This is a genomic window from Streptomyces sp. NPDC036813 (genome assembly GCF_055609245.1).
This window is the reverse complement of the sequence record NZ_JBVJPV010000010.1, coordinates 84,354-109,027: the sequence shown is the minus strand read 5'-3', so window position 1 is coordinate 109,027 and position 24,674 is coordinate 84,354. Positions and strand designations below refer to the sequence as shown.

Sequence of the window (24,674 nt, the reverse complement as noted above, 5' to 3'; positions counted from 1 at the left end):
AGTCCAGGTCACTTGGCACCTTCCTTCACCAGCGCGGGCTCCTGGCCCAGGACGTCGATCTGGAGCCCCTGCTCGCGCAGGAAGCCGATGGGCACGACGTTGTCCTCGTAGCGGCCGGGCAGCTCGATGCGCATGCGGCCGATCTGCAGCCCGCCGACGGTGTCGATGGCGGCGCCGAGGATCGAGATGTCGATGTTGTAGGTGCGCGACAGCTGGGAGATGACCGGCTGGGTGGCGGCCTCGCCGTGGAAGGTGACGTCGAGGACGGTGCGGTCGTCCGCGGAGGCCTCGCCGCCGACCGGGAACAGCGCGCTGGCGAGCTTGCTTCCGGGGGTGGCGAGCAGTTCGCTGACCGTGCCCGATTCGACGATGCGGCCCTTCTCCATCAGCGCGGCGGAGTCGCAGACCGTCTTCACGACGTCCATCTCGTGGGTGATGAGCAGGACGGTGAGGCCGAGTTCGCGGTTGAGGTCGCGCAGCAGGGTCAGGATGGACCGGGTGGTCTCCGGGTCGAGAGCGCTGGTGGCCTCGTCGGACAGCAGCACCTTGGGGTCGCCGGCCAGGGCGCGGGCGATGCCGACGCGCTGCTTCTGGCCGCCGGAGAGCTGGGCGGGGTAGGCGCCCGCCTTGTCGGCGAGGCCGACGAGCTCGAGCAGTTCGAGCGCCTTGCGGGAGCGGTTCTTGCCGGAGCGGCCGAGGATCTCCAGGGGCAGTTCGACGTTGTCCTGGACGGTGCGCGAGGACAGCAGGTTGAAGTGCTGGAAGACCATGCCGATACGGCTGCGGGCCTGCCTCAGCTCGCGGCCGGCGCGCGGGCCGCGCCCGGCGAGGGCGGTGAGGTCCTGGCCGGCGACGGTCACGGTGCCGGATGTGGGGCGCTCCAGCAGGTTGACGCAGCGGATGAGGGAGGACTTGCCGGCGCCGGACTGGCCGATGACGCCGTAGACCTCGCCTTCGCGGACGTGCAGGTCGACGCCGGCCAGGGCGGTGACCTCGCGGCCGCGTGAGCGGTAGACCTTGGTGAGGCCCTGTGTGGTGATCACGTGGGGTTTCCGTCACTGTCGAGTGCGCGGCACGTCGTGGGCGCCGGGCACGGGGCATGAAGAATCGAAGGCGCCCGGGCGCGGCGTGTTCTTCGGCGCGGGGGTGCGGCCGTGGGGGTGGAACGTGCGCGCGCGGGGCGGGGGCTCGGCCGCGCAGGGCGGAACACGAGCGGGCACTCGCTTCGGGGCGCGAGGCTCAGGTGGTGCGGGGGCCCTCTAGCAGGCGCACATTCGGCGCGTACGACACATACAACGAGCACCGGGCGTCATGGTCGCCTCGGTCGCAGGGGTGCGGTCGCTCGTCGTGGTCATGCGATCAGTAAAGCAGACGTACGGTGCTGACCGGTCAGGACTGTCCGGATAGTGGACAGTGGTGGGACGGCACCGGACGCGGCGCACGCCCGCACGCCGGTCTCGACGCCGGCGGCGGTGACCAGTACGGACAGGGCCGGCGGGCGGACGTCGACGAGGTCGGCGCGGGGCCCGTGGCCGCGGTGGTTGTGGCCAACGCCACGGTGAGCGCGGCGGCGGGCAGGTGGGGGCCGGGGCGCCGACGACAGGGGTGCGGGCGGCGGGACGATTCGGTCGTAATAAAGTCGCTGCATGCTTGATGTCCTGACGCTGGTGACCGGGGTCGCCGCGCTGTTGCTGGCCGCCTGGTGCGGCTGGGCGGCCTATCGTGACCAGCCGACGAAGGACTGGCACTTCATCGGCATGGGCGTGGTCTCGCTGCTGGCCGTGGTCCAGCTGGTGGTGGGGATCGTGCAGCTGGCGCGGGGCGAGAAGCCGGAGCAGGGCACGGCGATCTTCGTGGCGTATCTGCTGGGCGCCTTCGCGTGCGTTCCGGCGGCCGGGTTCATGTCGCTGGCCGAGCGCACCCGGTGGGGTTCGGCGACCGTCGCCGCCGGCGGCGTGGTGCTCGCCGTGCTGGAAGTACGGCTCTACGACATCTGGGGAGGCTGAGATGACGGCGGTGCAGGAGAAGCCGGCCCGGCTGATCAGCGGGCCCGGCATGCTGCTGGTGTGGCTGTACGGCGTGATGGTGGTCGGCGCGGTGTCGCGGTCCGTCTACCAGATCGCGACCGAGTTCGACCGGGCCCCGCTGGCCTACTCGCTGTCGGCGGTGGCCGGCGTCGTCTACGGGTTCATCACGTACTCGCTGGTGCGTGGCGGCGAGAGGGCCCGCCGGGCCGCCCTGTGGTGCTGCGCCGCCGAACTCGCGGGCGTCCTGACCGTCGGCACCTGGACCCTGGTCGAGCCTTCGGCGTTCCCCGACGCGACCGTGTGGTCCGACTACGGGATGGGATACATCTTCATTCCGGTGCTGCTGCCGCTCTCGGCGATCTACTGGCTGCGGACGTCGCGGCAGCAGCGGTCCTGAGTCACGCCGTCTGCGCGTACGCCCCGGCCGGCTTCTCCAGGACGATCATCCGGACGCCGTCGGTGCCCTCGGCGGTGCCGACCGCCTGGTAGCCGACCTTGCGGTACAGCCGCAGGTTGCCCTCGCTGCGGTGGCCGGTGTGGAGCCGGAACCGGGTGACGCCGTGCTCCTCGGTGAGCGCCGTCTCGGCCGTGCGCAGCAGCCGGGCGCCGATGCCGTGGCCCTGCAGTCGCGGGTGGACACAGAGCTTGCCGATGGCCGCGGAGCCGTCCTCGGTGACGTGGCCGCGCACCGAGCCGACCACCTCGTCGCCGAGCCGCGCCACGTGGACACAGTCCCGGGCGACCTCCTCGCGCACCGAGTCCAGGGTCTGGACGAGCGGGTCGATGCGGTAGTTGCCGTACAGCGCGGCCTCGCTCTGGAAGCACAGGTACTGCAGCCTGAAGATCTGTTCGGCATCCTGCTCGGTCGCCGCAGAGATGGTCACGCTCATGCCCATGTGCGCACGCCTCCCGCTCACCTGATCATCTGTTGTCCCCCACTCCTATCCCCGCGGTCAGCGCGCCGCAACCTCCCGTACGAGCAAACGCCGCAGACATCCCAGACATCTGGAGCGTTCCGGGCCGAGACTGCCCTGTGAGATACCCAACTCCCCCGCGATTTCCCGGTATGTCAGGTCCCGCGGCGACAGCAGCGCCTCCAGCAATCGCGGGCACCGGCCCGGCAGCCGGCGCACCGCCTCCCGCAGGGCCCGCCCGCGCGCGGCGGCCAGCACGAGCGCTTCCGGGCCGGGCTCCTTGCCGGCCGGCTCACCGTCGTAGCGCTCCTCGCGCCGCCGTGTGCGACGGGTGCGGCGGGCCTCGGCGCGGACGGCCCGGCGCAGCCAGCCCTGCGGGTCGGGCGGCGGGCCGGCGGCGGCGAGGCGTTCGAGCAGCCGCAGCCAGACCGCCTGTTCCAGGTCCGCGGCCTCGCCCCCGAAGGCGTGCGCCTCGGCACGGGCCTCGGCGGCCAGCAGCGGTCGCAGGGTGGCGAGCAGGTCATGGGCGGCCCTGGGCGGGAGGTCGTGTCCTTTGTACGGAACGGCGTGACCCCGGTGTGGAAGGTCATGTCTCCGGTGTGGCAGGTCATGTCCCCCGTGCGGCAGGTCGTGTGCCCGGTGCGGCGCGTCGTGCGTCATGTCCGGCACGACGCGGCCGCCCGGGCGGTGGGTTGCCCGGGCGGCCGTGAGGTCACTCCAACGAGTCGGTCAGCCGTTGACGAAGGCCTCGCGGGCCAGCAGTCCGGTGTCCGGGTTGTCGGTGAAGACGCCGTCGATGCCGGTGGCGAAGTAGGTCCGGAAGGCGCCGAACACGTCGCCGTAGCCGTCGGCGTCGGTCCCCTTGCGGAAGCTCGCCGGCAGGAAGGGGTTCTCGTTGCGCATGGTGTAGGGGTGCAGGACCAGGCCCACCTTGTGCGCGTCGGCGACGAGCGTGGTGGGCCGGGTGAGGTTCCCGTTCGCGTCCTTGGGGATGACCAGGTCCAGGGTCGGCCCGATGCCCTGCGCGTAGCCGGCGATCTCGCGCAGGCCCTTCGGGGTGATCAGGTCGGCGACCGTGCGCGGGTCACCGGAGTCGACGAAGTCGTACGGGCGGCTGCTCGCGGACGACAGCAGCACGACCAGCGGATTGTCGACGAGCTTGTTCAGCCGCTGGATGCTGGTCGGTTCGAAGGACTGCAGGATGACCGGCGAGGTGCGCTTGTCCTTGCCGTACTTGTGCAGCAGCTTGGCCACCCGCTCCTCCAGGCCGAGGCCCAGCTTGCGGAAGTAGGTGGGGTGCTTGGTCTCGGGGTAGATCCACACCTGCTTGCCGCGCTTGCGGGTCTGCTCGTCCTGCCACTTCAGGACCTCTTCGAAGGTGGGGATCTCCCAGCGGCCGTTGTAGAGGGTGTTGTGCGGCCGGTTGGCCGGGATGCGCTCGATCGCGCGCAGCGTCTTCAGCTCGGCGAGCGTGAAGTCCTCGGTGAACCAGCCCGTGGTGGGCACGCCGTCGAGCGTCTTGGTGGTCTTGCGGTCGGCGAACTCGGGATGGTCGGCGACGTCCGTGGTGCCGCCGATCTCCGGCTCGTGCCGGCACACCAGATGGCCGTCCCTCGTGGGCACCAGGTCACCGGCCTCGACGATGTCGGCGCCCAGGTCGAGGGCCAGTTGGTAGGACCCGAAGGTGTGCTCCGGCCGGTAACCGCTCGCGCCGCGGTGCCCGATGACCGTCGGCACGGGCAGGCTCTTCAGGCCCCCGCCGTGCCGCGCGGCTCCGTCGGCCGCCCGTGCCGTGCCGGCGAGTCCCAGCACGGAGGCGCCCGCGCCGAGCACCGCGGCGCCGAGCAGCGCGCGCCGTCCGGTCCCCCCGCTCGTCGTCCCTTCGGTCTCCCGCGACTCCTGTGTGCCCATGTGCGACCTCCTGCCCCTCGATGTCCGTGCGCGGCGATCGTAGGGGCGTGCACATGACGAGGGGGAGGCCCTGACGGGAACGCACGGATGACTGCGGATGTCGTATTTCGTCTCATCCCCCGGCTGCTGACCCACCGTCGGGGTACCCGTGCGGCGTCCGGGTGAGCCGTCGGTCACATCGTCACCCGCCTGTCATACGCCGTCCACACGGCGGCACCGCAGGTGAACCGACGTCAACAGTGCGTAAGACCTCGGTGAACCCGATGTGCGCCGGCCCCTTGGCCGCGAGTATCGTCCTCACCTGCACAGACTCATACCGACCCCTTGACACCGGAGGGCCCGTTGTCCCGCTTCGCGATCATCAAGGCAGTGCTCGGACCGGTCATGCGCCTGATGTTCCGTTTCCGGGTCGAGGGCGCCGAGCACATCCCGGGCGACGGCCCGGTGATCCTCGCCGGCAACCACCTCACCTTCATCGACTCGATGATCCTTCCGCTCGTCTGCGACCGTCAGGTGTTCTTCATCGGCAAGGACGAGTACGTCACCGGCAAGGGCTTCAAGGGCCGGCTGATGGCCTGGTTCTTCACCGGCGTCGGCATGATCCCGGTCGACCGCGACGGCGGCCGCGGCGGTGTCGCGGCGCTCATGACCGGCCGCCGGATCCTGGAGGAGGGCAAAGTCTTCGGCATCTACCCCGAGGGCACCCGCTCGCCCGACGGACGCCTGTACCGGGGGCGCACCGGTATCGCGCGGCTGACGCTGATGACCGGTGCTCCGGTGGTGCCGTTCGCCATGATCGGCACGGACAAGGTCCAGCCGGGCGGGGCGGGGATGCCCCGGCCCGGGCAGGTGACCGTGCGGTTCGGTGAGCCGATGGAGTTCTCGCGGTACGACGGGATGGACCGGGACCGGTACGTGCTGCGGGCCGTGACGGACTCCGTGATGGCCGAGGTGATGCGGCTGTCGGGACAGGAGTACGTGGACATGTACGCGAGCAAGGCGAAGGAAGCGGCGTAACTTTCCCGGCGGCGCCGCACCCGCCGGGTCGCAGGCCGATCCGCGCGGCGGTCAGCCGAAGACGTCGCGGTTCTGGCGCACGAAGTCGGCAAAACCGGTGGCTGCACGGCCGGTGAGGTCGGCCACGGTCGACGTGACGGTCTCGGCACCGCCGTCGCGGTAGGCGCGGGCGACTCCGATCAGGGCGTCGACCTGGAACTCCGGCATCCCGCGGCTGAGCATGACCGTGCGCGCTTCGTCGTCCGGCAGGCCGACGTACCGCACCGGCCTGCCCAGCACGTCGGAGAACTCTTCGGCGGCTTCGGTGTAGGTCAGGGCCTCGGGCCCGGTGAGGTCGTAGACGCGGCCGTCGTGGCCGTCCGTGGTGAGCACCCTCGCCGCGACCTCGGCGATGTCGCCGATGTCGATGAAGCTGATGGGTGCGGTGATCAGGGGGAGGGCGAACTCCCCGGCCGTGCGGATGGACGGCTGGCGCAGGAAGTTCTGCAGGTAGAAGTTGGGCCGCAGGATCGTCCAGGGCACACCTGACGTGATCAGCGACTGTTCGACGGGCTGATGCAGCCGGGCGATCGGTGAGAGCCCTTCGTCGGCCCTCCAGACCGACAGCTTCACCACCCGGACACCCGCTTCACGGGCGGCTTCCAGCAGGTTGAGTTCATGCGTCGTCTGGGCGGGGCCCGTAGCGCCGATCAGGAACACGGTCTCGATGCCGTCGAGCGCGGGACCGATCGTGTCCGGCACGGCCAGATCGAGCGTCACTGCCTGCCCGCCCGACTTGATGACGTCGGCCGTGGTGTGCGGATCACGGTAAGCCGCCCGCGCGGCCACGCCGGCGTCCCGAAGACGCGTCAGCAGAGCCGTTCCGACGTTCCCGCTCGCGCCAGTCACCAAAAGCATCCTCACATCCTCCCAGGCGATGGCGGCGAACATGCCAAGAAGCACGCTCGCCGTGCCCGCACCGCCCTCACAGGGTCGTCGAGGACGACGACCCCTCAGCCGCTGGTCCACCGGCGAACTCGTCCGGCCCGTCGGTCACGCGGCTTCCCGCGCCCCTCAGGACTGGCTGTCCAGCCGTTGGCCTCGCAGCATGAACCATGCTGCCGCGGCCGCTGTCAGCAGCACCGCTGCGCCGACGCCCGAGGCCAGGGCGAGTCCGTCCACGAAGGACTGACGGGCCGCGTCCAGCAGCGTCCCTGCCGTGCCGGCCGGCAGGGCCTGGGCTGCCTCGACCGCGCCGCCGAGTGATTCGTGCGCCTCGGCCGGGGTGCCGGCCGGGGACGGGAAGTCGCGGTAGACGCCCGTCACGATCGAGCCGAGGACGGCGATGCCGAGGGCGGCGCCGAGTTCGTACGCCGTCTCGGAGACCGCGGAGGCCGCGCCCGCCTGGTCCTTGGGGACGCTGGAGAGGATCACGTCGGCGGTCACCGTGAACGAGAAGCCCGCGCCGATGCCGACGACCAGCAGCACGGTGCCGAGGACGGGGTAGCCCGTCGACCGGCCCAGCAGGGTCAGCGCCGCCAGCGCGAGGCCGACCGCGGCGAGACCGCTGGAGACCACCGTACGGACCGAGAAGCGGCGCGCCGCACGGCCGGCGATCAGACCGGCCGCCACCGCGCCGACGGCGGCCGGGACTTCGGCCAGGCCCGCCTCGAACGGCCGCCTGCCCTGCACCAACTGCAGGTACTGGGACAGGAAGAACACCAGCCCCGACATGCCGAGGACGGTCAGCAGGTCGGCCAGCACGGCGCCGCTGAAGCCGCGGTTGCAAAACAGCCGCATGTCCAGCAGCGGGGTCGGCATGGTCAGCTGGCGGTGGACGAAGCCGTAGAGGGCCGCCGCGCCGAGGAGGCCCACGGCGAGGGTGGGCAGGCTGAAGCCGTGCGAGGCCGCTTCCTTGACCGCGTAGACGACGCCGATCATGCCGAGCAGCGACAGCAGGACACTGCGCAGGTCCCAGGGGCCCGGGTTCGGGTTGCGCGACTCCGGCAGCATCTTGACGCCGACCAGCACCAGCACCGCCATCACCGGCAGGTTGATGAGAAAGACCGAGCCCCACCAGAAGTGCTCCAGCAGGAAGCCGCCCGCGATCGGGCCGACGGCGGTGCCGGCGGACGCGGTGGCGCCCCAGATGCCGATGGCGAGGCTGCGCTCGCGCGGGTCGTGGAAGATGTTGCGGATCAGGGCCAGGGTGGCCGGCATCAGGGTGGCGCCCGCGACGCCGAGCAGCGCCCGGGCAAGGATCATCAGCTCGGGTGTGGTGGCGTAGGCGTTGAGCACGGAGACCGCGCCGAAGGCGGTGGCGCCGACGAGCAGGATCCGCTTGCGGCCGATGCGGTCGCCGAGGCTGCCCATGGAGACCAGCAGGCCGGCGATGACGAAGGAGTAGACGTCGCCGATCCAGAGCAGCTGGGTGCCGGACGGCCTCAGGTCTTCGCTGATGTAGGGGGTCGCGAGGCCGAGGACGGTGGCGTCCACGGCCACCAGCAGCACGGCCAGGACGAGGACGGACAGCGCGAGCCAGCGGCCCGGACGCTTCACCGCCTCCGTCGTGCCGACCGGCTGCAGGGTGCTGGTCATGATTCCTCTCTTGTGATCGGGTGGTTGCGTCGTACGCCGCCGAGCAGCAGCTCGACGATCATGTAGGTGAAGTCGTTGGGGGCCACGCGGCCCTCGGTGACCGCCCAGGCGCCGGAGGCGAGCAGGCCGTACAGCGCCTCGGTGAGCCAGACGGGGGTCAGGTCGATACGGAACTCGCCGCTCTCCTGACCTCGCCGGAACAGGGCCGTCATGCGCTCGTCGATGCGGGCCCAGCCGGCGTTCTGCTCCTCGCCCTCGAACAGCTGGTTCTCCGTGTAGAGGAAGGCGATCAGGCCGGCGGCGGGTTCGATCTCCCGCACCAGCCGGTGAACGGCGTCCGCGGCCGGGCCGTCGTCGAGCCGGGCCGCTTCCAGCGCCGCCTCGCACTCGGCGATGCCGAGCGCCTCCAGCGCACGGACCAGCGCGTCGCGTCCGGCGAACTGCCTGTGCAGGGTGGCGCGGCTGATCCCGGCGGCCTTGGCGACCTCGTCCATGGTCGCGGTGGATTTCCGGGTCAGCAGGGCCGCGGCGCTGCGCAGCACATGGTCACGATCGACAGCCATGAGACAAGAATAGACCACATGAGACATTCATGTCTCATTGAATGCGTGCGTGACTCACCGGAGGGGTCTCAGGGGGATCTCAGTGCCAGGGCAGCCGGCCGCGCTGCTCCCAGTAGGCGTGCGGGTCCTCGGCCAGGGTGGCGAGCCGGGTGAGCTGCCCCTCGTCCAGGTCCACGACGGCCGCGTGCAGGTTGGACGCGAGCTGCCGGGTGGTCGCCGCGCCGGACAGGACGACGCCCGCCCACGGCTGGCGCAACACGAACGCCAGGGCCACGGCGTCGCAGCCGAGGCCGGTGGACGCGGCCACGGCCCGCAGGGCGTCCGGGGCCTGCGGATCGGCCAGGCGCCCGTTGGCCATGCCCTCCTTGACGATCACCGTGAGCCCCGCGGCGTGCGCCTCGGCGAGGGCGGGGCCGGCGGAGGTCTCCAGCAGGTTGAAAGTGGACTGGACGGTCCGGAAGAGGGGATCGCCGTCGACGGTCACGGCGAGCGCGGCGCGTACGGCCTCCGCCTGAGCCGGGCCGCTGGTGGAGAACCCGATGGTGACGCCCTGCGCGGCGGCCTCGGCGAGCCGGGCGTGCAGGTCCTTGTCGGTCAGGGCCGGGCTGTCCGGGGTGACGGAGTGGATCTGGTAGAGGTCGAGCCGGTCGCCGAGGAGGGCGTCGCTCTCGGCGCGCTGCCGCTCGTAGGTGGCGAGGCTGTGGTCCTTGACCTCGTGCTGCGCGGCGTCGGTGGACCAGTCGGCGGTGTAGGTGTAGCCCCACTTGCTGCCGACGACGACGTCCTCGATCCCGGGGCGGGCCTTCAGCCAGTCGGCGAGGAACTCCTCGGAGCGGCCGTAGGAGCGGGCCGCGTCGATGTAGCGCACGCCCTGGGCGTAGGCGGCGTCGAGGAGTTCGTGGGTGCGCTCGCGCAGGGCGTCGACGCTGCGGTCCTCTCCGAGGTCGTCTTCGCGGCCGAGGTTGATGTAACCGGGGCGGCCGACGGCGGCGAGACCGAGTCCGATGTGGCAGGTCGGGGTGGTTGCTGCGGTCAGTCGCGCGAAGGGCATCGCGGGCTCCGTTCGGTCGGCTCCGGTGCGGCTGCCGACCAACGTAACCCGCGATGCCCCTCGGTCACTTCTTGGCGTTCGCCCACTCGTGCTGACGCGCCACGTCCGCCTTGACCTCGGCCAGCTGGACGGCGACCGCGCTGGGCGCCGTACCGCCGCGGCCGTTGCGGGAGGCGAGGGCGCCGGGGACGTTGAGGACCGAGCGCACCTCGGGGGTGAGGTGGGCGGAGATCTTCGCGAACTGCTCGTCCGTGAGCCCGTCCAGTTCCTTGCCCTCGGCCTCGGCGACCTTGACGCACTCGCCGGCGACCTCGTGCGCGACCCGGAAGGGCACGCCCTGCTTGACCAGCCACTCGGCGATGTCGGTGGCGAGGGAGAAGCCGGCCGGGGCCAGTTCCTCCATCCGCTCGCGGTTGACCGTGAGGGTGGCGATCATGCCGGTGAAGGCCGGGAGGAGCACCTCCAGCTGGTCGCAGGAGTCGAAGACGGGCTCCTTGTCCTCCTGCAGGTCGCGGTTGTACGCGAGCGGGAGGGCCTTCAGGGTGGCCATCAGGCCGGTCAGGTTGCCGATCAGACGGCCGGACTTGCCGCGCGCCAGCTCGGCGATGTCCGGGTTCTTCTTCTGCGGCATGATCGACGAGCCGGTGGAGAACGCGTCGTGCAGGGTCACGAAGGAGAACTCCTTCGTGTTCCAGATGATGATCTCCTCGGCGATCCGGGAGAGGTTCACGCCGATCATCGCGGTGATGAAGGCGAACTCGGCGACGAAGTCCCGGGAGGCCGTGCCGTCGATGGAGTTGCCGACGCTGCCGTGTTCGAAGCCGAGGTCCGCGGCGACCGCCTCCGGGTCCAGGCCGAGGGAGGAGCCGGCCAGGGCGCCCGAGCCGTAGGGCGAGACGGCCGTGCGCTCGTCCCACTGGCGCAACCGCTCGGCGTCCCTCGACAGGGACTGCACGTGCGCGAGGACGTGGTGGGCGAAGAGCACCGGCTGGGCGTGCTGGAGGTGGGTGCGGCCGGGCATGGCCACGTCCGGGTGGGCCTCGGCGAGGCCGATCAGCGCCTCCTGCAACTCGGCGATCAGGCCGCCGATGATCCGGGCGTGGTCCCGCAGGTACATCCGGAAGAGGGTCGCCACCTGGTCGTTGCGGGACCGGCCGGCGCGCAGCTTGCCGCCGAGGTCGGGGCCGAGCCGCTCCAGCAGGCCGCGCTCCAGGGCGGTGTGCACGTCCTCGTCGGCGATGGTGCCGACGAAGGTGCCGGCGGCCACGTCGGCCTCGAGCCGGTCGAGCCCGTCGAGCATCCGGGTCAGCTCGTCCTCGGTGAGGAGCCCCGCCTTGTGCAGCACGCGCGCGTGGGCACGCGAGCCGGCGATGTCGTACGGCGCGAGTCGCCAGTCGAAGTGGACGGATGCGGACAGCTTCGCCAGGGCGTCGGCGGGGCCGTCGGCGAAACGGCCGCCCCAGAGCCGTACGTCACCGCTGTTGCTGCTCACTGCGTTGCTCCTAGAGAGGTACGGATGTGCCACCGCCTCCCCACACTCGCAGGCGGGGAGGCGGCTGTCAGCCGGATGCGGGTCAGGTGAACCCGTACGGGGTCAGGCCAGGTCGCGCTTGGCGGCGATCTTCGACGACAGGCTGTAGATGTCGATGAAGCCCTTCGCCGCGGACTGGTCGAACGTGTCGCCCGTGTCGTAGGTGGCGAGGTTGAAGTCGTACAGCGACTCCGCCGAGCGCCGGCCGGTGACCACCGCGCGGCCGCCGTGCAGGGTCATCCGGATGTCGCCGGTGACGTGCTGGTTGGCCTCGTTGATGAAGCCGTCCAGGGCGCGCTTGAGCGGGGAGAACCACTGGCCGTCGTAGACCAGCTCGCCCCAGCGCTGCTCGACCTGGCGCTTGTAGCGGGCCAGCTCACGCTCGACGGTGACGTTCTCCAGCTCCTGGTGGGCGGTGATCAGGGCGATCGCGCCGGGAGCCTCGTAGACCTCGCGGGACTTGATGCCGACGAGACGGTCCTCGACCATGTCGATCCGGCCGATGCCCTGGGCGCCGGCGCGCTCGTTGAGCTGCTGGATGGCCTGCAGGACGGTGACGGGCTTGCCGTCGATGGCGACCGGGACGCCCTCCTTGAAGGAGATGATCACCTCGTCGGCCTCGCGGGCGACGGCCGGGTTCTGGGTGTACTCGTAGATGTCCTCGATCGGGGCGTTCCAGATGTCCTCGAGGAAGCCGGTCTCGACGGCACGGCCGAAGACGTTCTGGTCGATGGAGTACGGGGACTTCTTGGTGGTCGCGATCGGGAGGTTCTTCTCCTCGCAGAACGCGATCGCCTTGTCCCGGGTCATCGCGTAGTCACGGACCGGGGCGATGCACTTCAGGTCGGGGGCGAGGGCGACGATGCCGGCCTCGAAGCGGACCTGGTCGTTGCCCTTGCCGGTGCAGCCGTGGGCGACCGTGGTGGCGCCGTGCTTCTGGGCGGCGGCGACGAGGTGCTTGACGATCGTCGGCCGGGAGAGGGCGGAGACCAGCGGGTAGCGGTCCATGTAGAGGGCGTTGGCCTTGATCGCCGGGAGGCAGTACTCGTCGGCGAACTCGTCCTTGGCATCGGCGACCTCGGCCTCGACGGCACCGCAGGCGAGCGCGCGCTTGCGGATGACGTCCAGGTCCTCGCCGCCCTGGCCGACGTCGACCGCAACGGCGATGACCTCGGCGCCCGTCTCCTCGGCGATCCAGCCGATGGCGACGGAGGTGTCCAGACCGCCTGAGTAGGCGAGTACGACGCGCTCGGTCACGGGTTTCTCCTCACAGTGCATTCGCTGACATGCATGAGTATGCAGAACTCTGCATGGTTCGTCAATCCACCCCCCACCGGAAAGGTGAAGCGGACCCACGAATTCCTTAGACAGTCGAACGAATGTGATCAATAATCCTTAGACATGGGAAAGACTTACGAGCGCATCGAGGGCAGGCTCCGCACCTTCATCGAGGAGCAGCCCCTCTTCTTCACGGCGACCGCGCCTCTCGCCGGCGACGGCACGATCAACCTCTCCCCCAAAGGGCTCAAGGGGTCCTTCGCGGTGCTCGACGAGCACACCGTGGCCTATCTGGACTTCGCCGGGTCCAACGCCGAGACCATCGCCCACCTGCGGGAGAACGGCCGCATCACGCTGATGTGGACCGCCTTCCAGGGCCCGCCGAACATCGTGCGGGTGCACGGCCGCGGCGAGCCCGTCTTCCGCGACGACCCCCGCTTCCCGGAGCTGCTCGCCCACTTCCCGGACATCGACCCGGCCCCGCACGGCCTGCGCGCGATCATCGTCGTGCACGCCGAACTCGTCCGCGACACCTGCGGATACGCGGTGCCGTTCATGTCCTACGACGCCGAGCGCGATCTGCACGCCAAGCGGTTCGCCCGCGAGGACGACGCCTCGCTCAGCGCGTACTTCACCAAGAAGGAGCACATCGCGACCAGCCTGGACGGCCTGCCCGGGCTGCCGCTGCCGCTGCCTCCGTCTACGGTCTGAGCCATGCGCTCCCGTGTCGTCGCCACCGCCCTCGCCTGCGCGGCCCTGCCCGTCCTCGGTGCCGCGCCCGGCGGCGAGGCCCCGCTGCCCGAGCGGATGCGGGACACCGGCGGCGGCACGCAACTGCTCGTCGCCCAGGCGCCGAGCACCTCCTCGACGACGGGCACGGTCAGCTGGTGGGACCTGCGCGACGGGCGGTGGGTGCGGGCAGGCTCCGCGCCGGCCCGGTTCGGGGCGAAGGGGCTGGTCGAGGGCACGGCTCGGCGGCAGGGGACGAACACGACGCCGACGGGGCTGTACGAGCTGCCGTTCGCCTTCGGCGTGAAGGCGGCACCGGGCGGTACGCGGATGCCGTACCGGCCCGTTCGGCAGGACTCCTGGTGGTGTCAGGACAACGCCTCCCGTGCGTACAACCGGTGGAGCGAGCCGCTCGCCTCCGACTGCCGGTCCTCGCAGGCCGAGCATCTGGTGTCCTACCGGACGCAGTACGCCTACGCGCTCGTCGTGGGGTTCAACTACCGGGTGCCGGTGCGGGGGCGCGGCGCCGGCATCTTTCTGCATGTCAACGGTGTTGCGGCAACGGCTGGTTGCGTGTCTGTGCCCGAGGGCGCGATGCGGGAGATCCTGCGGTGGGCGGTGCCGAGTCGGATGCCGCACATCGCTGTGGGGACAGTGGGCGGAGTTACCGCCGTTACGCGGTACTAGCGTGCTGTGCGCCCACGCGGCGGAGCCGCACTTCGAGACGGCCCCGCGCCCCTTTCCGTCGGGATCCGCACCCGGAACACCGTCGAGCCCGGCCTGCTCTCCACGCCCACGCTCCCCCCGTGTGCCTTCGCCACCGCCGAGACGATCGACAGGCCCAGGCCCGCGCCTGCGCCGGCAGTGCGGGTGCGGCGGTGGTCGGCCCGGGTGAAGCGTTCGAAGACGTCCGGCTGGAGGGCCGCGGGGATGCCGGGCCCGTCGTCGTGAACCGTGAGGACCGCGTCCGGGCCGTCGGACGTCAGGGACACCGTGACCCTCGTACCGGCGGGGGTGTGGCCCCTGGCGTTGGCCAGCAGGTTCGCCAGCACCTGCTGCAGCCGGTGGGCGTCGCCGGTGACCGTCACCGGCTCCTCCGGCAGGTCCAGCGTCCAACGGTGGCCGGGGCCGGCGGCGCGGGCGTCGGTGACCGCGTCCAGCACCAGGCGGGTGAGGTCGACCGGCCGGCTCTCCAGCGGGCGGCCCGCGTCCAGGCGGGCCAGCAGCAGCATCTCGTCGACCATCTCGCCCATCCGGGAGGACTCGGCGGCGATGCGCTCCAGGGCGCGGCTGATCTCCGGCGGCACCGGCCCGGGGTGCAGCAGCGCCAGCTCGGCGTGCCCGCGCACCGAGGCGACGGGGGTGCGCAGCTCGTGGCTGGCGTCGGCGGCGAAGCGGCGCAGCCGCTCCTCACTGGCGTGCCGTTTCGTCAGCGCGTCCTCGACGTGCCCGAGCATGCGGTTGAAGGCGGCGGCGACCCGCCCCACCTCGCCGCGCGGGTCGGACTCCGGCGCCCTGGGCGGCAGCGCGACCTCTCCGCTGGCCAGGGGCAGCTCGCTGACCCGGGTGGCGGTCGCCGCGACCCGGCTGAGCGGCCGCAGCGACCAGCGCACCCACAGCGCCCCCGCCACCCCGGTCGCGGCGAGCGCGACGCCGAAGACGATCGCGGCGACCGCCTCCAGCCGGTGCACGGCGGCCTCCACGGGCTCCAGCGGCAGCCCGGTGATCAGCACGTCACCGTCCCGGCCGCGGTTCGCCACGACCCGGTAGTCGTCCAGCGCGGACAGGTGGACGCCGTGGCCGTGGCCGTCGACCGGGACGGCGGCCAGGATGCGCTCGTCGCGGGCTGAGAGGGTGACGCCCAGGCCGGCCGTCGCGTCGCCGGGGCGGACCACGGCCGCGTTGGTGACCGTGCCGTCCAGCAGACGGGCGCCGAAGGTGCCGGTGGCCTGGCGGCGGGTGTCGCCGTGCTCGTCGCCGTCGTGATCGTCGGGCTTCTGACCGGCGTGCTCCAGGCTGGCCGGGAAGCGGCTGCCGACGTCGGTGAGCTGCTGATCGACCCGGCTGGTGAGGAAGCCGTCCAGTTCGACGACGGCGGCCACGCCGACCGCGGCGCAGCTGATCGCCAGCAGTACCACCAGACCCGCGGTCAGCCGGGCCCGCAGGGTGCGCGGCCAGGGCAGACGGATCCGTCGAGGCCAGGGCGGCCGCGGCGTCACGGTGTCACCGGCTTGAGCACGTATCCGGCGCCGCGCACGGTGTGGATCATCGGTTCCCGGCCGGCGTCGACCTTCTTGCGCAGGTAGGAGATGTACAGCTCGACGACATGGGCGCGGCCGCCGAAGTCGTAGGACCAGACCCGGTCGAGGATCTGGGCCTTGCTGAGCACCCGGCGCGGGTTGCGCATGAGGAAGCGCAGCAGCTCGAACTCGGTCGGCGACAGCTCGACCAGCTGCCCGGCACGGGTGACCTCGCGGGCCTCCTCGTCCATGACCAGGTCGCCGACGACCAGCTGGTCCCCCTCCTCGCTCTGGCGGGCCATGCCCGCGCGGCGCAGCAGGCCGCGCAGCCGGGCCACGACCTCCTCCAGGCTGAACGGCTTGGTGACGTAGTCGTCGCCGCCCGCGGTGATGCCGGCGATGCGGTCTTCCACGGCGTCGCGCGCGGTGAGGAACAGCACGCACACGTCCGGCCGGACCGTGCGCAGGCCGCGCAGCACGGCGAAGCCGTCGGTGTCGGGGAGCATCACGTCCAGGACGACCGCGTCGGGCAGCAGCTCGCGGGCGGCGGTCAGTGCCGCCGCGCCGTCGCCGGCCGTGCGGATCCGCCAGCCCTCGTAGCGCAGGGCGCCGGAGAGGACCTCGGCGAGGTCGGGGTCGTCGTCGACGACGAGGACGCGCAGGGGCGTGCCGTCGGGGCGGGTGAGCGCGGGGCGGCCGGAGCGGGTGGTGGTGTTCATGGCTGCCTCCAGCATCGCCCCTCGCGCGGGCGGCGGGCGTCGCCGCAGGCTCTGAGTTTCCTTTGAGTCCGCGCTGAGGGCGCCTTTTCAGAGGGTCCTCAGAGGTTCGCCCCGCACCATGGCGTTCCCACAGGCGAAAGGACGACGACTGATGACGACGGTGGACGAGCGGCGGACCGCCCCACCCGTGGCGCCGCCCGCCCGGCCCTCCCCCGCGGCCGCCGTGCTGACCGCGATATGGGTGGGGGTCGCGGCGGTGATCGCGCTGTGGTGGTCGGACACCACCTCCGTGGTCGGTACGGCGGGATGGCTGACCGGGGCCGGCCGGATCGCGGGGCTGCTGTGCGGGTACGCCTGCGCGGTCCTCGTCGCGCTGATGGCCCGGGTGCCGCTGCTGGAGCGGCGGATCGGCTCCGACCGGGTGGCCCGCTGGCACGCCATGGCCGGCCGGTACACGGTCTGCCTGCTGCTCGCGCACATCGCGCTGATCCTCGCCGGATACGCCGCGCAGGACCACGCCTCACTGCTGCACGAGACGCTGACGGTGGTCCTGGACTACCCGGACATGCTGAAGGCCACCGCCGGCACGGTCATCCTCCTCGCGGTGGGCGTCACCTCCGCGCGCGCGGTGCGCCGCCGCACCGGCTACGAGTTCTGGTACTACATCCACCTGCTCACCTACGCGGCCGTCTTCCTCGCCTTCGGCCACCAGCTGACCCTCGGCAACGACTTCAACGGCAAGCCAGTCGCGAGCGCCTTCTGGTACGCGCTGTACCTGGGGGCCGCCGCCCTGGTGGTGTGGTTCCGGCTGCTGACGCCGTGGCGGCTCAACTCCCGGCACCGGCTGCGCGTGGAGTCCGTGCACGCCGAGGCGCCGGGCGTGTACTCCGTCGTCGTCCGCGGACAGCGGCTGGACGAACTGAGGGCGCGGCCCGGGCAGTTCTTCCGGTGGCGGTTCCTCGCGCCGGGACTGGCGTGGACGTCGACGCCGTACTCGCTGTCGGCGCCGCCGCGCGTGGACCGGATACGGATCACCGTCAAGGCGCTCGGCGGCCACAGCGCCGCCGTGGCCGTGCTGCGGCCGGGCACCCGGGTGTGGGCGGAGGGGCCGTACGGCTCGCTCACCGCCGACCGGCGCACCGCGGCGAAGTCGCTGCTGATCGCGGGCGGTGTGGGCATCACCCCGCTGCGCGCGCTGTTCGAGACGCTGCCGGGCGAGGTGACCCTGCTGTACCGGGCGCGCCGGGCGGCGGACCTGGCGCTGGGCGCGGAGCTGGAGGCGCTGGCCCGTCGGCGCGGCGCCCGGGTGCGGTACGCCCTCAACGGCCCGCACGGCGAACGCCCCGACCTGTCGGCCGCCGCCCTGCGCGCGGCGTTCGGGGACCTGGCCGCGTACGACGTGTACCTGTGCGGCCCGCACGGCTTCGCCTCCTACCTGTACGAGCAGTTGCGCGCCGCCGGGGTGCCGGACCGGCGTATCCACCACGAGTCGTTCGAGCTGTGAGGCCCGCGAAAGTGCACGCACTGAGGAAGAACCGTCCGCTGCGCCGGATCCTGCTGGCGAGCGCCGCCACCGTCTCCGGGATGGTCCTGCTGCTGTCGCTGAAGCCGCACACCACGCCGGCCCTGCCGACCGCCGACTCACCTACGCCCGCCGTGGTTTCGACCGCGGCGCCCGGCACCACCGGCACCAAGACCGCCACGGGCGATTCGGTCGACACCCGGTGGGGCCCCGTCCAGGTGCGTGTCACCGTCACCGGCGGCAGGCTGACCGACGTCACCGCGGTCGTCTACCCGACGGAGAACCCCCGCGACCAGGAGATCAACACCTACGCCATCCCCCAACTCAGGCGTGAGGCACTGGACGCGCAGAGCGCGGACATCGACTCCGTCTCCGGCGCCACCTACACCAGCGCGGGCTACAAGCAGTCGCTGCAGTCCGCGCTGGACTCGGCGGGACTCTGAACGCTGCCGTGGGACGGCGCGTATGTGTGGGCCAAGGGTCCCGTCCCCCCGGAGGATTCGTGAGCACCACGCTCGCCGGCGGCCGTGCCGCCCGCCGCCAGACGATGCGCCGCATCCGCCCGCGCCGCTCCCCCGCCGCCGCGCTGCTGCTCGCCGTAGGCGCGGGCGCGGCGGGCGTGTTGTGGCTGTGGTGGCGCAACACGCCGTCCATCGCGGACGACACCGGACGGATCCTGGGCGCGGGCCGGATCACCGGCCTGCTCGCCGGCTATCTGATGGCGCTGGTCGTGCTGCAGATGGCGCGGGTGCCCGCGCTGGAGCGGCGGGTGGGCTCCGACCGGGTGGCCCGCTGGCACGCGATGAGCGGCCGTTACACGCTCAGCCTGGTGCTGGCGCACATCGTCCTGACCATGTGGGGCTACGCCCTCCAGGCGGGCAGGCCGGTCACCGACCTCGTCCGGCAGACCGTCGACTCGGTCACCCAGCTCCCCGACCTCGGCAAGGCCGCGATCGGCACCGGTCTGCTGCTGCTCATCGGGCTGCTGTCGGTGGGGGGCGTGCGCCGCCGGCTGGGCTACGACACCTGGTACCACGTCCATCTGCTGACGTACGCGGCGGTGTTCCTGACGTTCTGGCACCAGATCAGCGACGGCAACGACTTCGCCGTCGAACCGCTCGCGAAGAGCTTCTGGTACGGGCTGTACGGCACGGTCACCGCGCTGGTGCTCTGGTACCGCGTCCTCACCCCGGTCCGGCTCAACCTGCGGCACCGCATGCGGGTCGAGGCGGTGATCGAGGAGACGCCGGGCATCGTGTCGGTCCTCATCAGCGGCACCAAGCTGCACCGCATCGGCGCGGAGGCCGGGCAGTTCTTCCGCTGGCGGTTCCTGGCACCGGGGATGCGGTTCAGCTCCCACCCGTACTCGCTGTCGGCGGCGCCGCGCCCCGGCATGCTGCGGATCACCGTGAAGGCGATCGGCGACCACAGCTCCCGGCTGCGGGAGCTGACGCCGGGCACCCGGGTGTGGGCGGAGGGCCCGTACGGCGCGCTGACCGCGCAGCGGCGCAGCCGGGGCAAGGTGCTGCTGGTGGCGGGCGGTGTCGGCATCACGCCGATGCGGGCCCTGTTCGAGACGCTGCCCGGCGCGGCCGGCGACCTCACGCTGCTGTACCGGGCCAACAGCACGCACGACCTGGCCCTGTGGGACGAGCTGGCGACGATCGCCGACGAGCGCGGGGCGCGGCTGATGTACGCCGTGAACAGCCCCGACGGGGAGCGCCCGGACATCTCGCCCGAGTCGCTGCGCCGCAAGATCCCGGACGTCGACGCTCACGACGTCTTCCTGTGCGGGCCGCCCGGGTTCGCGCAGTCGGTCTACGAGGCGCTGCGGGGCGCCGGGGTGCCCGCCCGTCGTATCCACCACGAGTCGTTCGAGATGTGAGCGGGAGCTGCACACAGATGAGGAAGAACCACCCCGTCCGGCGGGCCGTGCTGGCGACCGCCGCCACCGTGTCCGGTGTCGTCCTGCTGCTGACCCTCAAACCGGCCTCCGACCCGGCGTCGGCGCAGGCCGGCGCCGTCGCCCGGCCGCCGGCCGCCGCGCAGCCGTCCGCGCAGGGCGGCACCGCGGCGGGCACGGTCACCGGGGACGTGGCCCGCACCCAGTACGGGGCCGTGCAGGTCCGCCTCACCGTGGCCGGCGGCCGGATCACCGGGGCCGAGGCGGTTCAGGCGCCCAAGGGCGGCCACAGCGACCAGGTCACGGCGATGGCGGTGCCGCGGCTGAACCGGGCGGCGGTGGCGGCGGGCAGCGCGGACATCGACGCGGTGTCCGGTGCGACGTACACGAGCGCCGGGTACAAGCAGTCGCTCCAGTCGGCCCTGGACAAGCTCGGCAAGACCGGCCCCGCCGCCGGGGCGCGGACCGTCACCGGCGAGGTGGCGAGGACGCAGTACGGCCCGGTGCAGGTCCGGATCACGGTCAGCGGTGGCCGCATCACCAGGGCGGAGGCCGTGCAGGCGCCCAAGGGCGGTCTGAGCGACCAGAAGACGGCGATGGCCGTGCCCCGGCTCGACCAGGAGGCGGTCGCGGCGGGCAGCGCGCGGATCGACGCGGTCTCCGGTGCCACCTACACCAGCGCCGGGTACCGGCAGTCACTCCAGTCGGCCCTGGACAAGGCAGGTGGCTGAACACATGGACGCGACGACTCCCGCCGCGGTGCGCCGGACGGAGGAGGTCATGGGGACGGTCTTCTCCTTCGACGTCCGCGGCGGGGACCCCCGGGCGGTCCGGGCCGCGCTCGCCGAGGCCGTGGCCGGGCTGCACCGGGCCGACGAGGTGTTCAGCACCTACCGCGAGGGCAGCCAGCTCTCCCGGCTGGCCCGCGACGAACTGACCGTGGACGCCTGTGATCCCGAGGTGGCCGAGGTGCTGGAGCTGGCGGCGCAGGCGGAACTGGTCAGCGACGGCTGGTTCAGCCCGCGTTACGGGGGCCGCCTCGACCCGACCGGCATCGTCAAGGGCTGGGCGGCCGAGCGCGCGGCACGCGTACTGGCGCAGGCCGGGGCGAGCGGGGTGAGCGTCAACGGCGGCGGGGACGTGCAGATGTACGGCTCGCCCGGCCCCGAGCGCCCCTGGCGGGTCGGGGTCGCGGACCCGTTGCGCCCCGGCGGCCTGGCCGCGGTGATCTCCGCGGCCGGCACCGACGAACTGGCCGTCGCCACGTCCGGCACGGCGGAACGCGGCGCCCACATCATCGATCCCCGCACGGGCCGTCCCGCGGTCACGGACCTGGTGGCGGTGACGGTGACGGCCCCCTCCCTGACCTGGGCGGACTGCTGGGCGACGGCGGCGTTCGCGATGGGGTCGCGCACGGCCCTGCCCTGGCTGGAGTCCCTGCCGGGGGTGGAAGCGCTGCTGATCACGTCGGGCGACGAAGTCAGGTGTACCGGGGGGCTCGCGGCGCGGCTGGGCTGAGGCGCCTTCCTCGGCTCCCCGTCGGCCCCCTCCTCGGCCGTCCCTCGGCCTCGGACTTCTTTTCGTCTTTTGCCGTGGAGCGCCGTTTTTACCGTGGAACGCCATCCGTCCGCGGCCCTGCCACGTATCCCCTCTGAGCACATTTCAGGAGGCACGGTATGGCTATCTTCACCGCTCTCATGCCGGCGAAGCACCGCAAGCACAGGAAGGACACATCCAGCACCGACTCCACGCGGCATGGGCACCGTCACAGCAGCACCAGCCGCCACGGCCACACCAGTCGTCACGGCCACAGCCGCAACAAGTAGCGATCCTTCACGAAGGCTGAGCGGACCCTCAGGCCCGACGGGCCCGTCCGCTCCGCCTTCGAGCCCACGGGTGTCCCTGCCATGGTGCATCTCCTGCGGCGTCTGCTGTCGGTGAGCGAGTCCTCCGACGCCGTGGTCGCGGCCGCGCCGCCCCTGCCCCCGCTCGAGGTGTTCCGGCGGTTCTGGCCCTACACCCGCGGTGGCCGGCGCTGGCTCGTGCCCGTCGTCCTGTTCAGCCTGGCCGGCCCGGTCGTCGACGCCGCGGAGATCTGGCTGTTCAAGATCGTCGTGGACGACGTGCTGGTCCCGCGTGATCTGAGCCCTTTCCTGTGGATCGCCCCGGCCTATCTCGGGCTGATCATCTGCTCGGGCATCCTGGGGTTCGCCGACGACGTGACCTCCACCTGGGTCAGCGAACGGTTCCTGCTCGCGCTGCGCTCCGACGTCTTCCGGCACGTCCAGGGGCTGTCGCTCGGCTTCTTCGAACGGCGGCGGCTCGGCGACGTGCTGTCACGGGTCACCGGTGATGTCGACGCGGTGGAGACCTTCCTGCTCTCGGGCGTCGCCGACGCCCTGTACTACGTGATCCGCCTGGGCGTATTCCTCGGCCTGCTGTTCTACCTGCGCTGGGACCTGACCCTGCTCGCCCTGGTCATCGTGCCGCTGTTCTGGGGCGCGGCCCGGCACTTCTCCCGGCTGATCAAGAAGGCGTCGCGCGAACGCAGGCGCCGCACCGGCTCGATCAGCGCGATCGCCGAGGAGTCGCTGGGCAACGTGGCCCTGGTGCAGGCGTACAACCGGCAGGGCTGGGAGCAGCACCGGTTCGAGCGGGAGAGCTTCGGCAGGTTCCGGGCGGCGATGGCATCGGCACGCATCCGCGCCGTCTACGGGCCCGTGGTCGAGATCATCGAGGTGTCCGGCGGCCTCGCGGTCATGGGCCTGGGCACCTGGAAGCTCGCCCAGGGACAGCTGACACTCGGCGAACTGCTGGTCTTCCTCGCGTTGATCGGCAAGATGTACAGCCCGGTGCGCGGCCTGTCCCGCCTGGGCACGACCTTCTACACGGCGTCCGCCTCGGCCGAGCGGATCATCGAGCTGCTGGACCAGAAGCCCCAGGTCGTCGACGCGGCCGGGGCCCGGCGCATCCGGCGGGCGCGGGGCGAGGTGGAGTTCGACGACGTCTGCTTCAGCTACCCCGGCACGTCCCGTCCGGCCCTTTCGGAGGTGTCCTTCCATGTCGCGCCCGGGGAGACGCTGGCACTGGTCGGGGCCAGCGGCGCCGGCAAGTCGACCATCGCCAAGCTCCAGCTGCGCTTCTACGACCCGGACCGGGGCGCGGTCCGCCTCGACGGCGCGGACCTGCGCCGACTGCGCCTGTCCGACGTGCGGGAGAGCGTCGCGGTGGTGCTGCAGGAGACGCTCGTCTTCCACGGCACCGTGCGGGAGAACATCGCCTACGGCCGGCCCGGGGCCACGGAGGCGGACATCGTCGAAGCGGCGCGGGCCGCGGACGCGCACGAGTTCGTCGAGCGGCTCCCGGAGGGCTACGACACGCTGGTGGGCCAGCGCGGCCGCACCCTCTCCGGCGGGCAGTGCCAGCGTCTGGCGATCGCCCGCGCGATGATCAGGGACGCGCCCGTGCTCCTGCTGGACGAACCGACCACTGGGCTCGACGCCGGCTCGGGCCGGCGGATCATGGACCCGCTGCGCCGGCTCATGGCCGGGCGTACGACCGTCGTCATCTCCCACAACCTGCTGACCGTCCGCGACGCCACCCGCATCGTGGTGCTCGACCACGGCCGGGTGGTCGAGCACGGCAGCCACGACGATCTCCTCCACCGGGGCGGCACCTACGCACGGCTGCACCGGCTCGGTACCGTGACCGGCACCCCGGCGGCGGGGAGGGTGCTGTGGTGAGCCTCACCGCGGCCCCGGCGGCCCCTCCCCTGGCTCCGGGCACCCGGCCGGTGCCGGGCTACCGGATCCTGGCGCACCTGACGCGCACGGGCTGGCTCGACGTCTACGACACATGGAGCGAGGAGCGGGCCTGCCGGTGTGTGATCAAGGTGGTGCGTCCCGACCGCCGGGGCGAGGAGCGGCTGCGCGCACGGCTGCTGCAAGAGGGCCGGTGGCTCAGGGAGTTCACCCATCCGCATCTGACCCGCGCCTACGACACCTTCGAGTCGCCCGAGCCGACGGTCGTCCTGGAGACGCTGACCGGTGAGACGCTGTCCCACCTGCTCGACCGGTTGCGGCGCCGGCCGGCCGCCGCCGACGTGGCGCTTCTCGGGGTGCAGCTGTGCTCGGCGATCCACTATCTGCACGGCCGGGACCTGCTGCACCTGGACCTCAAGCCGTCCAACGTGGTGGTGGAACGCGGCCACGCCAAGGTGCTGGATCTGAGCGTGGCCCGGCCGCCCGGGCCGGCCCCCGCCGGGCTGGGCACCTGCTGCTATCTGTCTCCGGAACAGGCCCGCGGCGGGCCGCTCACGGCCGCCGCCGACGTATGGGGCATCGGCATCACGCTGTTCGAGGTCGCCTGCGGTGAGTTGCCGTTCGACTGCGGCAGGCCCGCGGAGACACCTGACGACCAGGGGACCGACGGCCCGGACGAGTGGTTCCCGCAAGCGGAGCAGAGCGCCCCGCCGGTCCGGTCCCGGCGGCGTCTGCCCGCCGCACTCGCCGCCGCCGTCGACGCCTGCCTGCGGCACGAGGCGGCCGCCCGGCCGACGGTCACCGAGCTGGCTTGTGCGCTGGAGGCGGCACTGGGCTGACTTCCGCGCCGGAGACGGCTCCGGGCTGACTCTTGCGGCGGCGCCGGAGGCGGCACTGGGCCGACCACGGCTTCGGGGGCGGCACAGGGCTG

General features: G+C 72.0%; 24 protein-coding genes. 12 read left to right on the top strand and 12 right to left on the bottom strand.

Annotation, left to right across the window (positions count from 1 at the left end; translation table 11 throughout):
• Window positions 1-8: 8 nt before the first annotated feature.
• The gene (locus tag ACZ67Q_RS21595; RefSeq protein ID WP_471184463.1) at window positions 9-1,043 is read right to left on the bottom strand and encodes a methionine ABC transporter ATP-binding protein; all 1,035 of its coding nucleotides are present in this window, start codon (window positions 1,041-1,043) and stop codon (window positions 9-11) included.
• 603 nt (window positions 1,044-1,646) lie between these two features.
• Here ACZ67Q_RS21595 and ACZ67Q_RS21590 point away from each other — a divergent pair.
• A complete protein-coding gene (locus tag ACZ67Q_RS21590; protein ID WP_471184461.1) occupies window positions 1,647-2,006 on the top strand; it encodes a hypothetical protein in 360 nt (119 codons plus the stop codon).
• A 1-nt stretch (window position 2,007) separates the two neighbouring features.
• A complete protein-coding gene (locus ACZ67Q_RS21585; RefSeq protein ID WP_471184458.1) occupies window positions 2,008-2,424 on the top strand; it encodes a hypothetical protein in 417 nt (138 codons plus the stop codon).
• A 1-nt stretch (window position 2,425) separates the two neighbouring features.
• Here ACZ67Q_RS21585 and ACZ67Q_RS21580 read toward each other — a convergent pair whose 3' ends face one another.
• From ACZ67Q_RS21580 to ACZ67Q_RS21570, 3 genes are all read right to left on the bottom strand, one after another.
• Complete coding sequence (locus ACZ67Q_RS21580; protein WP_471184456.1) at window positions 2,426-2,923, bottom strand: GNAT family N-acetyltransferase; 498 nt, start codon at window positions 2,921-2,923, stop codon at window positions 2,426-2,428.
• 57 nt (window positions 2,924-2,980) lie between these two features.
• Window positions 2,981-3,601 (bottom strand): RNA polymerase sigma factor, encoded by a 621-nt coding sequence (locus ACZ67Q_RS21575; protein ID WP_471184453.1) that lies wholly within the window; start codon window positions 3,599-3,601, stop codon window positions 2,981-2,983.
• Between the two features lie 69 nt (window positions 3,602-3,670).
• A complete protein-coding gene (locus ACZ67Q_RS21570) occupies window positions 3,671-4,852 on the bottom strand; it encodes a glycerophosphodiester phosphodiesterase (RefSeq protein ID WP_471184450.1) in 1,182 nt (393 codons plus the stop codon).
• A gap of 342 nt (window positions 4,853-5,194) precedes the next feature.
• Between ACZ67Q_RS21570 and ACZ67Q_RS21565 the strand changes: the two genes are divergently transcribed.
• Entirely contained in the window at window positions 5,195-5,869 is a 675-nt protein-coding gene (locus ACZ67Q_RS21565) for a lysophospholipid acyltransferase family protein (RefSeq protein WP_471184448.1), read from the top strand.
• A 51-nt stretch (window positions 5,870-5,920) separates the two neighbouring features.
• On the opposite strand, the gene ACZ67Q_RS21560 is transcribed toward ACZ67Q_RS21565, so the two are convergent.
• The 6 genes from ACZ67Q_RS21560 to ACZ67Q_RS21535 all read right to left on the bottom strand — a co-directional run bounded on the left by ACZ67Q_RS21560 (window position 5,921) and on the right by ACZ67Q_RS21535 (window position 12,848).
• A complete protein-coding gene (locus ACZ67Q_RS21560; protein WP_471184445.1) occupies window positions 5,921-6,799 on the bottom strand; it encodes an SDR family oxidoreductase in 879 nt (292 codons plus the stop codon).
• 123 nt (window positions 6,800-6,922) lie between these two features.
• Entirely contained in the window at window positions 6,923-8,446 is a 1,524-nt protein-coding gene (locus tag ACZ67Q_RS21555) for an MFS transporter (protein ID WP_471184443.1), read from the bottom strand.
• Window positions 8,443-9,009 (bottom strand): TetR/AcrR family transcriptional regulator, encoded by a 567-nt coding sequence (locus ACZ67Q_RS21550; RefSeq protein WP_471184440.1) that lies wholly within the window; start codon window positions 9,007-9,009, stop codon window positions 8,443-8,445. Before ACZ67Q_RS21550 ends, ACZ67Q_RS21555 begins: the two co-directional genes overlap by 4 nt.
• Before the next feature lie 79 nt (window positions 9,010-9,088).
• Complete coding sequence (locus tag ACZ67Q_RS21545; RefSeq protein ID WP_471184438.1) at window positions 9,089-10,060, bottom strand: aldo/keto reductase; 972 nt, start codon at window positions 10,058-10,060, stop codon at window positions 9,089-9,091.
• Between the two features lie 64 nt (window positions 10,061-10,124).
• A complete protein-coding gene (gene argH / locus ACZ67Q_RS21540; protein WP_471184435.1) occupies window positions 10,125-11,552 on the bottom strand; it encodes an argininosuccinate lyase in 1,428 nt (475 codons plus the stop codon).
• Window positions 11,553-11,654: 102 nt separating this feature from the next.
• Window positions 11,655-12,848 (bottom strand): argininosuccinate synthase, encoded by a 1,194-nt coding sequence (locus ACZ67Q_RS21535; RefSeq protein ID WP_469928075.1) that lies wholly within the window; start codon window positions 12,846-12,848, stop codon window positions 11,655-11,657.
• Window positions 12,849-12,992: 144 nt separating this feature from the next.
• On the opposite strand from ACZ67Q_RS21535, the gene ACZ67Q_RS21530 reads away from it, so the two are divergent.
• Window positions 12,993-13,580 (top strand): pyridoxamine 5'-phosphate oxidase family protein, encoded by a 588-nt coding sequence (locus ACZ67Q_RS21530; protein WP_471184432.1) that lies wholly within the window; start codon window positions 12,993-12,995, stop codon window positions 13,578-13,580.
• A 3-nt stretch (window positions 13,581-13,583) separates the two neighbouring features.
• Window positions 13,584-14,285 (top strand): L,D-transpeptidase family protein, encoded by a 702-nt coding sequence (locus ACZ67Q_RS21525; protein WP_471184429.1) that lies wholly within the window; start codon window positions 13,584-13,586, stop codon window positions 14,283-14,285.
• Here ACZ67Q_RS21525 and ACZ67Q_RS21520 read toward each other — a convergent pair.
• Both ACZ67Q_RS21520 and ACZ67Q_RS21515 read right to left on the bottom strand, forming a co-directional pair.
• Window positions 14,282-15,817 carry a sensor histidine kinase gene (locus ACZ67Q_RS21520; RefSeq protein ID WP_471184426.1) on the bottom strand — a complete coding sequence of 512 codons (1,536 nt, stop codon included), beginning with the start codon at window positions 15,815-15,817 and terminating at the stop codon, window positions 14,282-14,284. The genes ACZ67Q_RS21525 and ACZ67Q_RS21520 overlap by 4 nt on opposite strands.
• Window positions 15,814-16,557, bottom strand: coding sequence for a response regulator transcription factor (locus tag ACZ67Q_RS21515; protein WP_471184424.1), 744 nt, complete (start codon window positions 16,555-16,557; stop codon window positions 15,814-15,816). The genes ACZ67Q_RS21520 and ACZ67Q_RS21515 overlap by 4 nt, the downstream gene beginning before the upstream one ends.
• A 151-nt stretch (window positions 16,558-16,708) precedes the next feature.
• Here ACZ67Q_RS21515 and ACZ67Q_RS21510 point away from each other — a divergent pair, with 151 nt between their 5' ends.
• The 7 genes from ACZ67Q_RS21510 (at window position 16,709) to ACZ67Q_RS21480 (ending at window position 24,582) form a co-directional block, all read left to right on the top strand.
• Window positions 16,709-18,061 (top strand): ferredoxin reductase family protein, encoded by a 1,353-nt coding sequence (locus ACZ67Q_RS21510; protein ID WP_471184422.1) that lies wholly within the window; start codon window positions 16,709-16,711, stop codon window positions 18,059-18,061.
• Between the two features lie 11 nt (window positions 18,062-18,072).
• Window positions 18,073-18,522 (top strand): FMN-binding protein, encoded by a 450-nt coding sequence (locus tag ACZ67Q_RS21505; protein WP_471184421.1) that lies wholly within the window; start codon window positions 18,073-18,075, stop codon window positions 18,520-18,522.
• Between the two features lie 59 nt (window positions 18,523-18,581).
• A complete protein-coding gene (locus ACZ67Q_RS21500) occupies window positions 18,582-19,964 on the top strand; it encodes a ferredoxin reductase family protein (protein ID WP_471184419.1) in 1,383 nt (460 codons plus the stop codon).
• A 17-nt stretch (window positions 19,965-19,981) separates the two neighbouring features.
• Window positions 19,982-20,713: an FMN-binding protein gene (locus ACZ67Q_RS21495; protein WP_471184417.1), complete on the top strand. Its 732-nt coding sequence runs from the start codon at window positions 19,982-19,984 to the stop codon at window positions 20,711-20,713.
• A gap of 4 nt (window positions 20,714-20,717) precedes the next feature.
• Window positions 20,718-21,500, top strand: a complete 783-nt coding sequence (locus ACZ67Q_RS21490) for an FAD:protein FMN transferase (RefSeq protein WP_471184415.1) — start codon at window positions 20,718-20,720, stop codon at window positions 21,498-21,500.
• A gap of 389 nt (window positions 21,501-21,889) precedes the next feature.
• Window positions 21,890-23,725, top strand: a complete 1,836-nt coding sequence (locus tag ACZ67Q_RS21485) for an ABC transporter ATP-binding protein (protein WP_471184413.1) — start codon at window positions 21,890-21,892, stop codon at window positions 23,723-23,725.
• Complete coding sequence (locus tag ACZ67Q_RS21480) at window positions 23,722-24,582, top strand: serine/threonine-protein kinase (RefSeq protein ID WP_471184412.1); 861 nt, start codon at window positions 23,722-23,724, stop codon at window positions 24,580-24,582. The genes ACZ67Q_RS21485 and ACZ67Q_RS21480 overlap by 4 nt, the downstream gene beginning before the upstream one ends.
• The last annotated feature ends 92 nt before the right edge of the window (window positions 24,583-24,674 follow it).

Excerpts from the sequence above, each read along its gene's own strand:
- ACZ67Q_RS21585 (WP_471184458.1), top strand. The coding sequence starts at position 2,008 with ATGACGGCGGTGCAGGAGAAGCCGGCCCGGCTGATCAGCGGGCCCGGC.
- ACZ67Q_RS21530 (WP_471184432.1), top strand. The coding sequence starts at position 12,993 with ATGGGAAAGACTTACGAGCGCATCGAGGGCAGGCTCCGCACCTTCATC.
- ACZ67Q_RS21555 (WP_471184443.1), bottom strand. The coding sequence starts at position 8,446 with ATGACCAGCACCCTGCAGCCGGTCGGCACGACGGAGGCGGTGAAGCGT.
- ACZ67Q_RS21525 (WP_471184429.1), top strand. The coding sequence starts at position 13,584 with ATGCGCTCCCGTGTCGTCGCCACCGCCCTCGCCTGCGCGGCCCTGCCC.
- ACZ67Q_RS21485 (WP_471184413.1), top strand. The coding sequence starts at position 21,890 with ATGGTGCATCTCCTGCGGCGTCTGCTGTCGGTGAGCGAGTCCTCCGAC.
- ACZ67Q_RS21510 (WP_471184422.1), top strand. The coding sequence starts at position 16,709 with ATGACGACGGTGGACGAGCGGCGGACCGCCCCACCCGTGGCGCCGCCC.
- ACZ67Q_RS21560 (WP_471184445.1), bottom strand. The coding sequence starts at position 6,799 with ATGTTCGCCGCCATCGCCTGGGAGGATGTGAGGATGCTTTTGGTGACT.
- ACZ67Q_RS21490 (WP_471184415.1), top strand. The coding sequence starts at position 20,718 with ATGGACGCGACGACTCCCGCCGCGGTGCGCCGGACGGAGGAGGTCATG.
- ACZ67Q_RS21575 (WP_471184453.1), bottom strand. The coding sequence starts at position 3,601 with ATGACGCACGACGCGCCGCACCGGGCACACGACCTGCCGCACGGGGGA.
- ACZ67Q_RS21590 (WP_471184461.1), top strand. The coding sequence starts at position 1,647 with ATGCTTGATGTCCTGACGCTGGTGACCGGGGTCGCCGCGCTGTTGCTG.
- ACZ67Q_RS21495 (WP_471184417.1), top strand. The coding sequence starts at position 19,982 with ATGAGGAAGAACCACCCCGTCCGGCGGGCCGTGCTGGCGACCGCCGCC.
- ACZ67Q_RS21570 (WP_471184450.1), bottom strand. The coding sequence starts at position 4,852 with ATGGGCACACAGGAGTCGCGGGAGACCGAAGGGACGACGAGCGGGGGG.
- ACZ67Q_RS21515 (WP_471184424.1), bottom strand. The coding sequence starts at position 16,557 with ATGAACACCACCACCCGCTCCGGCCGCCCCGCGCTCACCCGCCCCGAC.
- ACZ67Q_RS21580 (WP_471184456.1), bottom strand. The coding sequence starts at position 2,923 with ATGGGCATGAGCGTGACCATCTCTGCGGCGACCGAGCAGGATGCCGAA.
- ACZ67Q_RS21545 (WP_471184438.1), bottom strand. The coding sequence starts at position 10,060 with ATGCCCTTCGCGCGACTGACCGCAGCAACCACCCCGACCTGCCACATC.
- ACZ67Q_RS21550 (WP_471184440.1), bottom strand. The coding sequence starts at position 9,009 with ATGGCTGTCGATCGTGACCATGTGCTGCGCAGCGCCGCGGCCCTGCTG.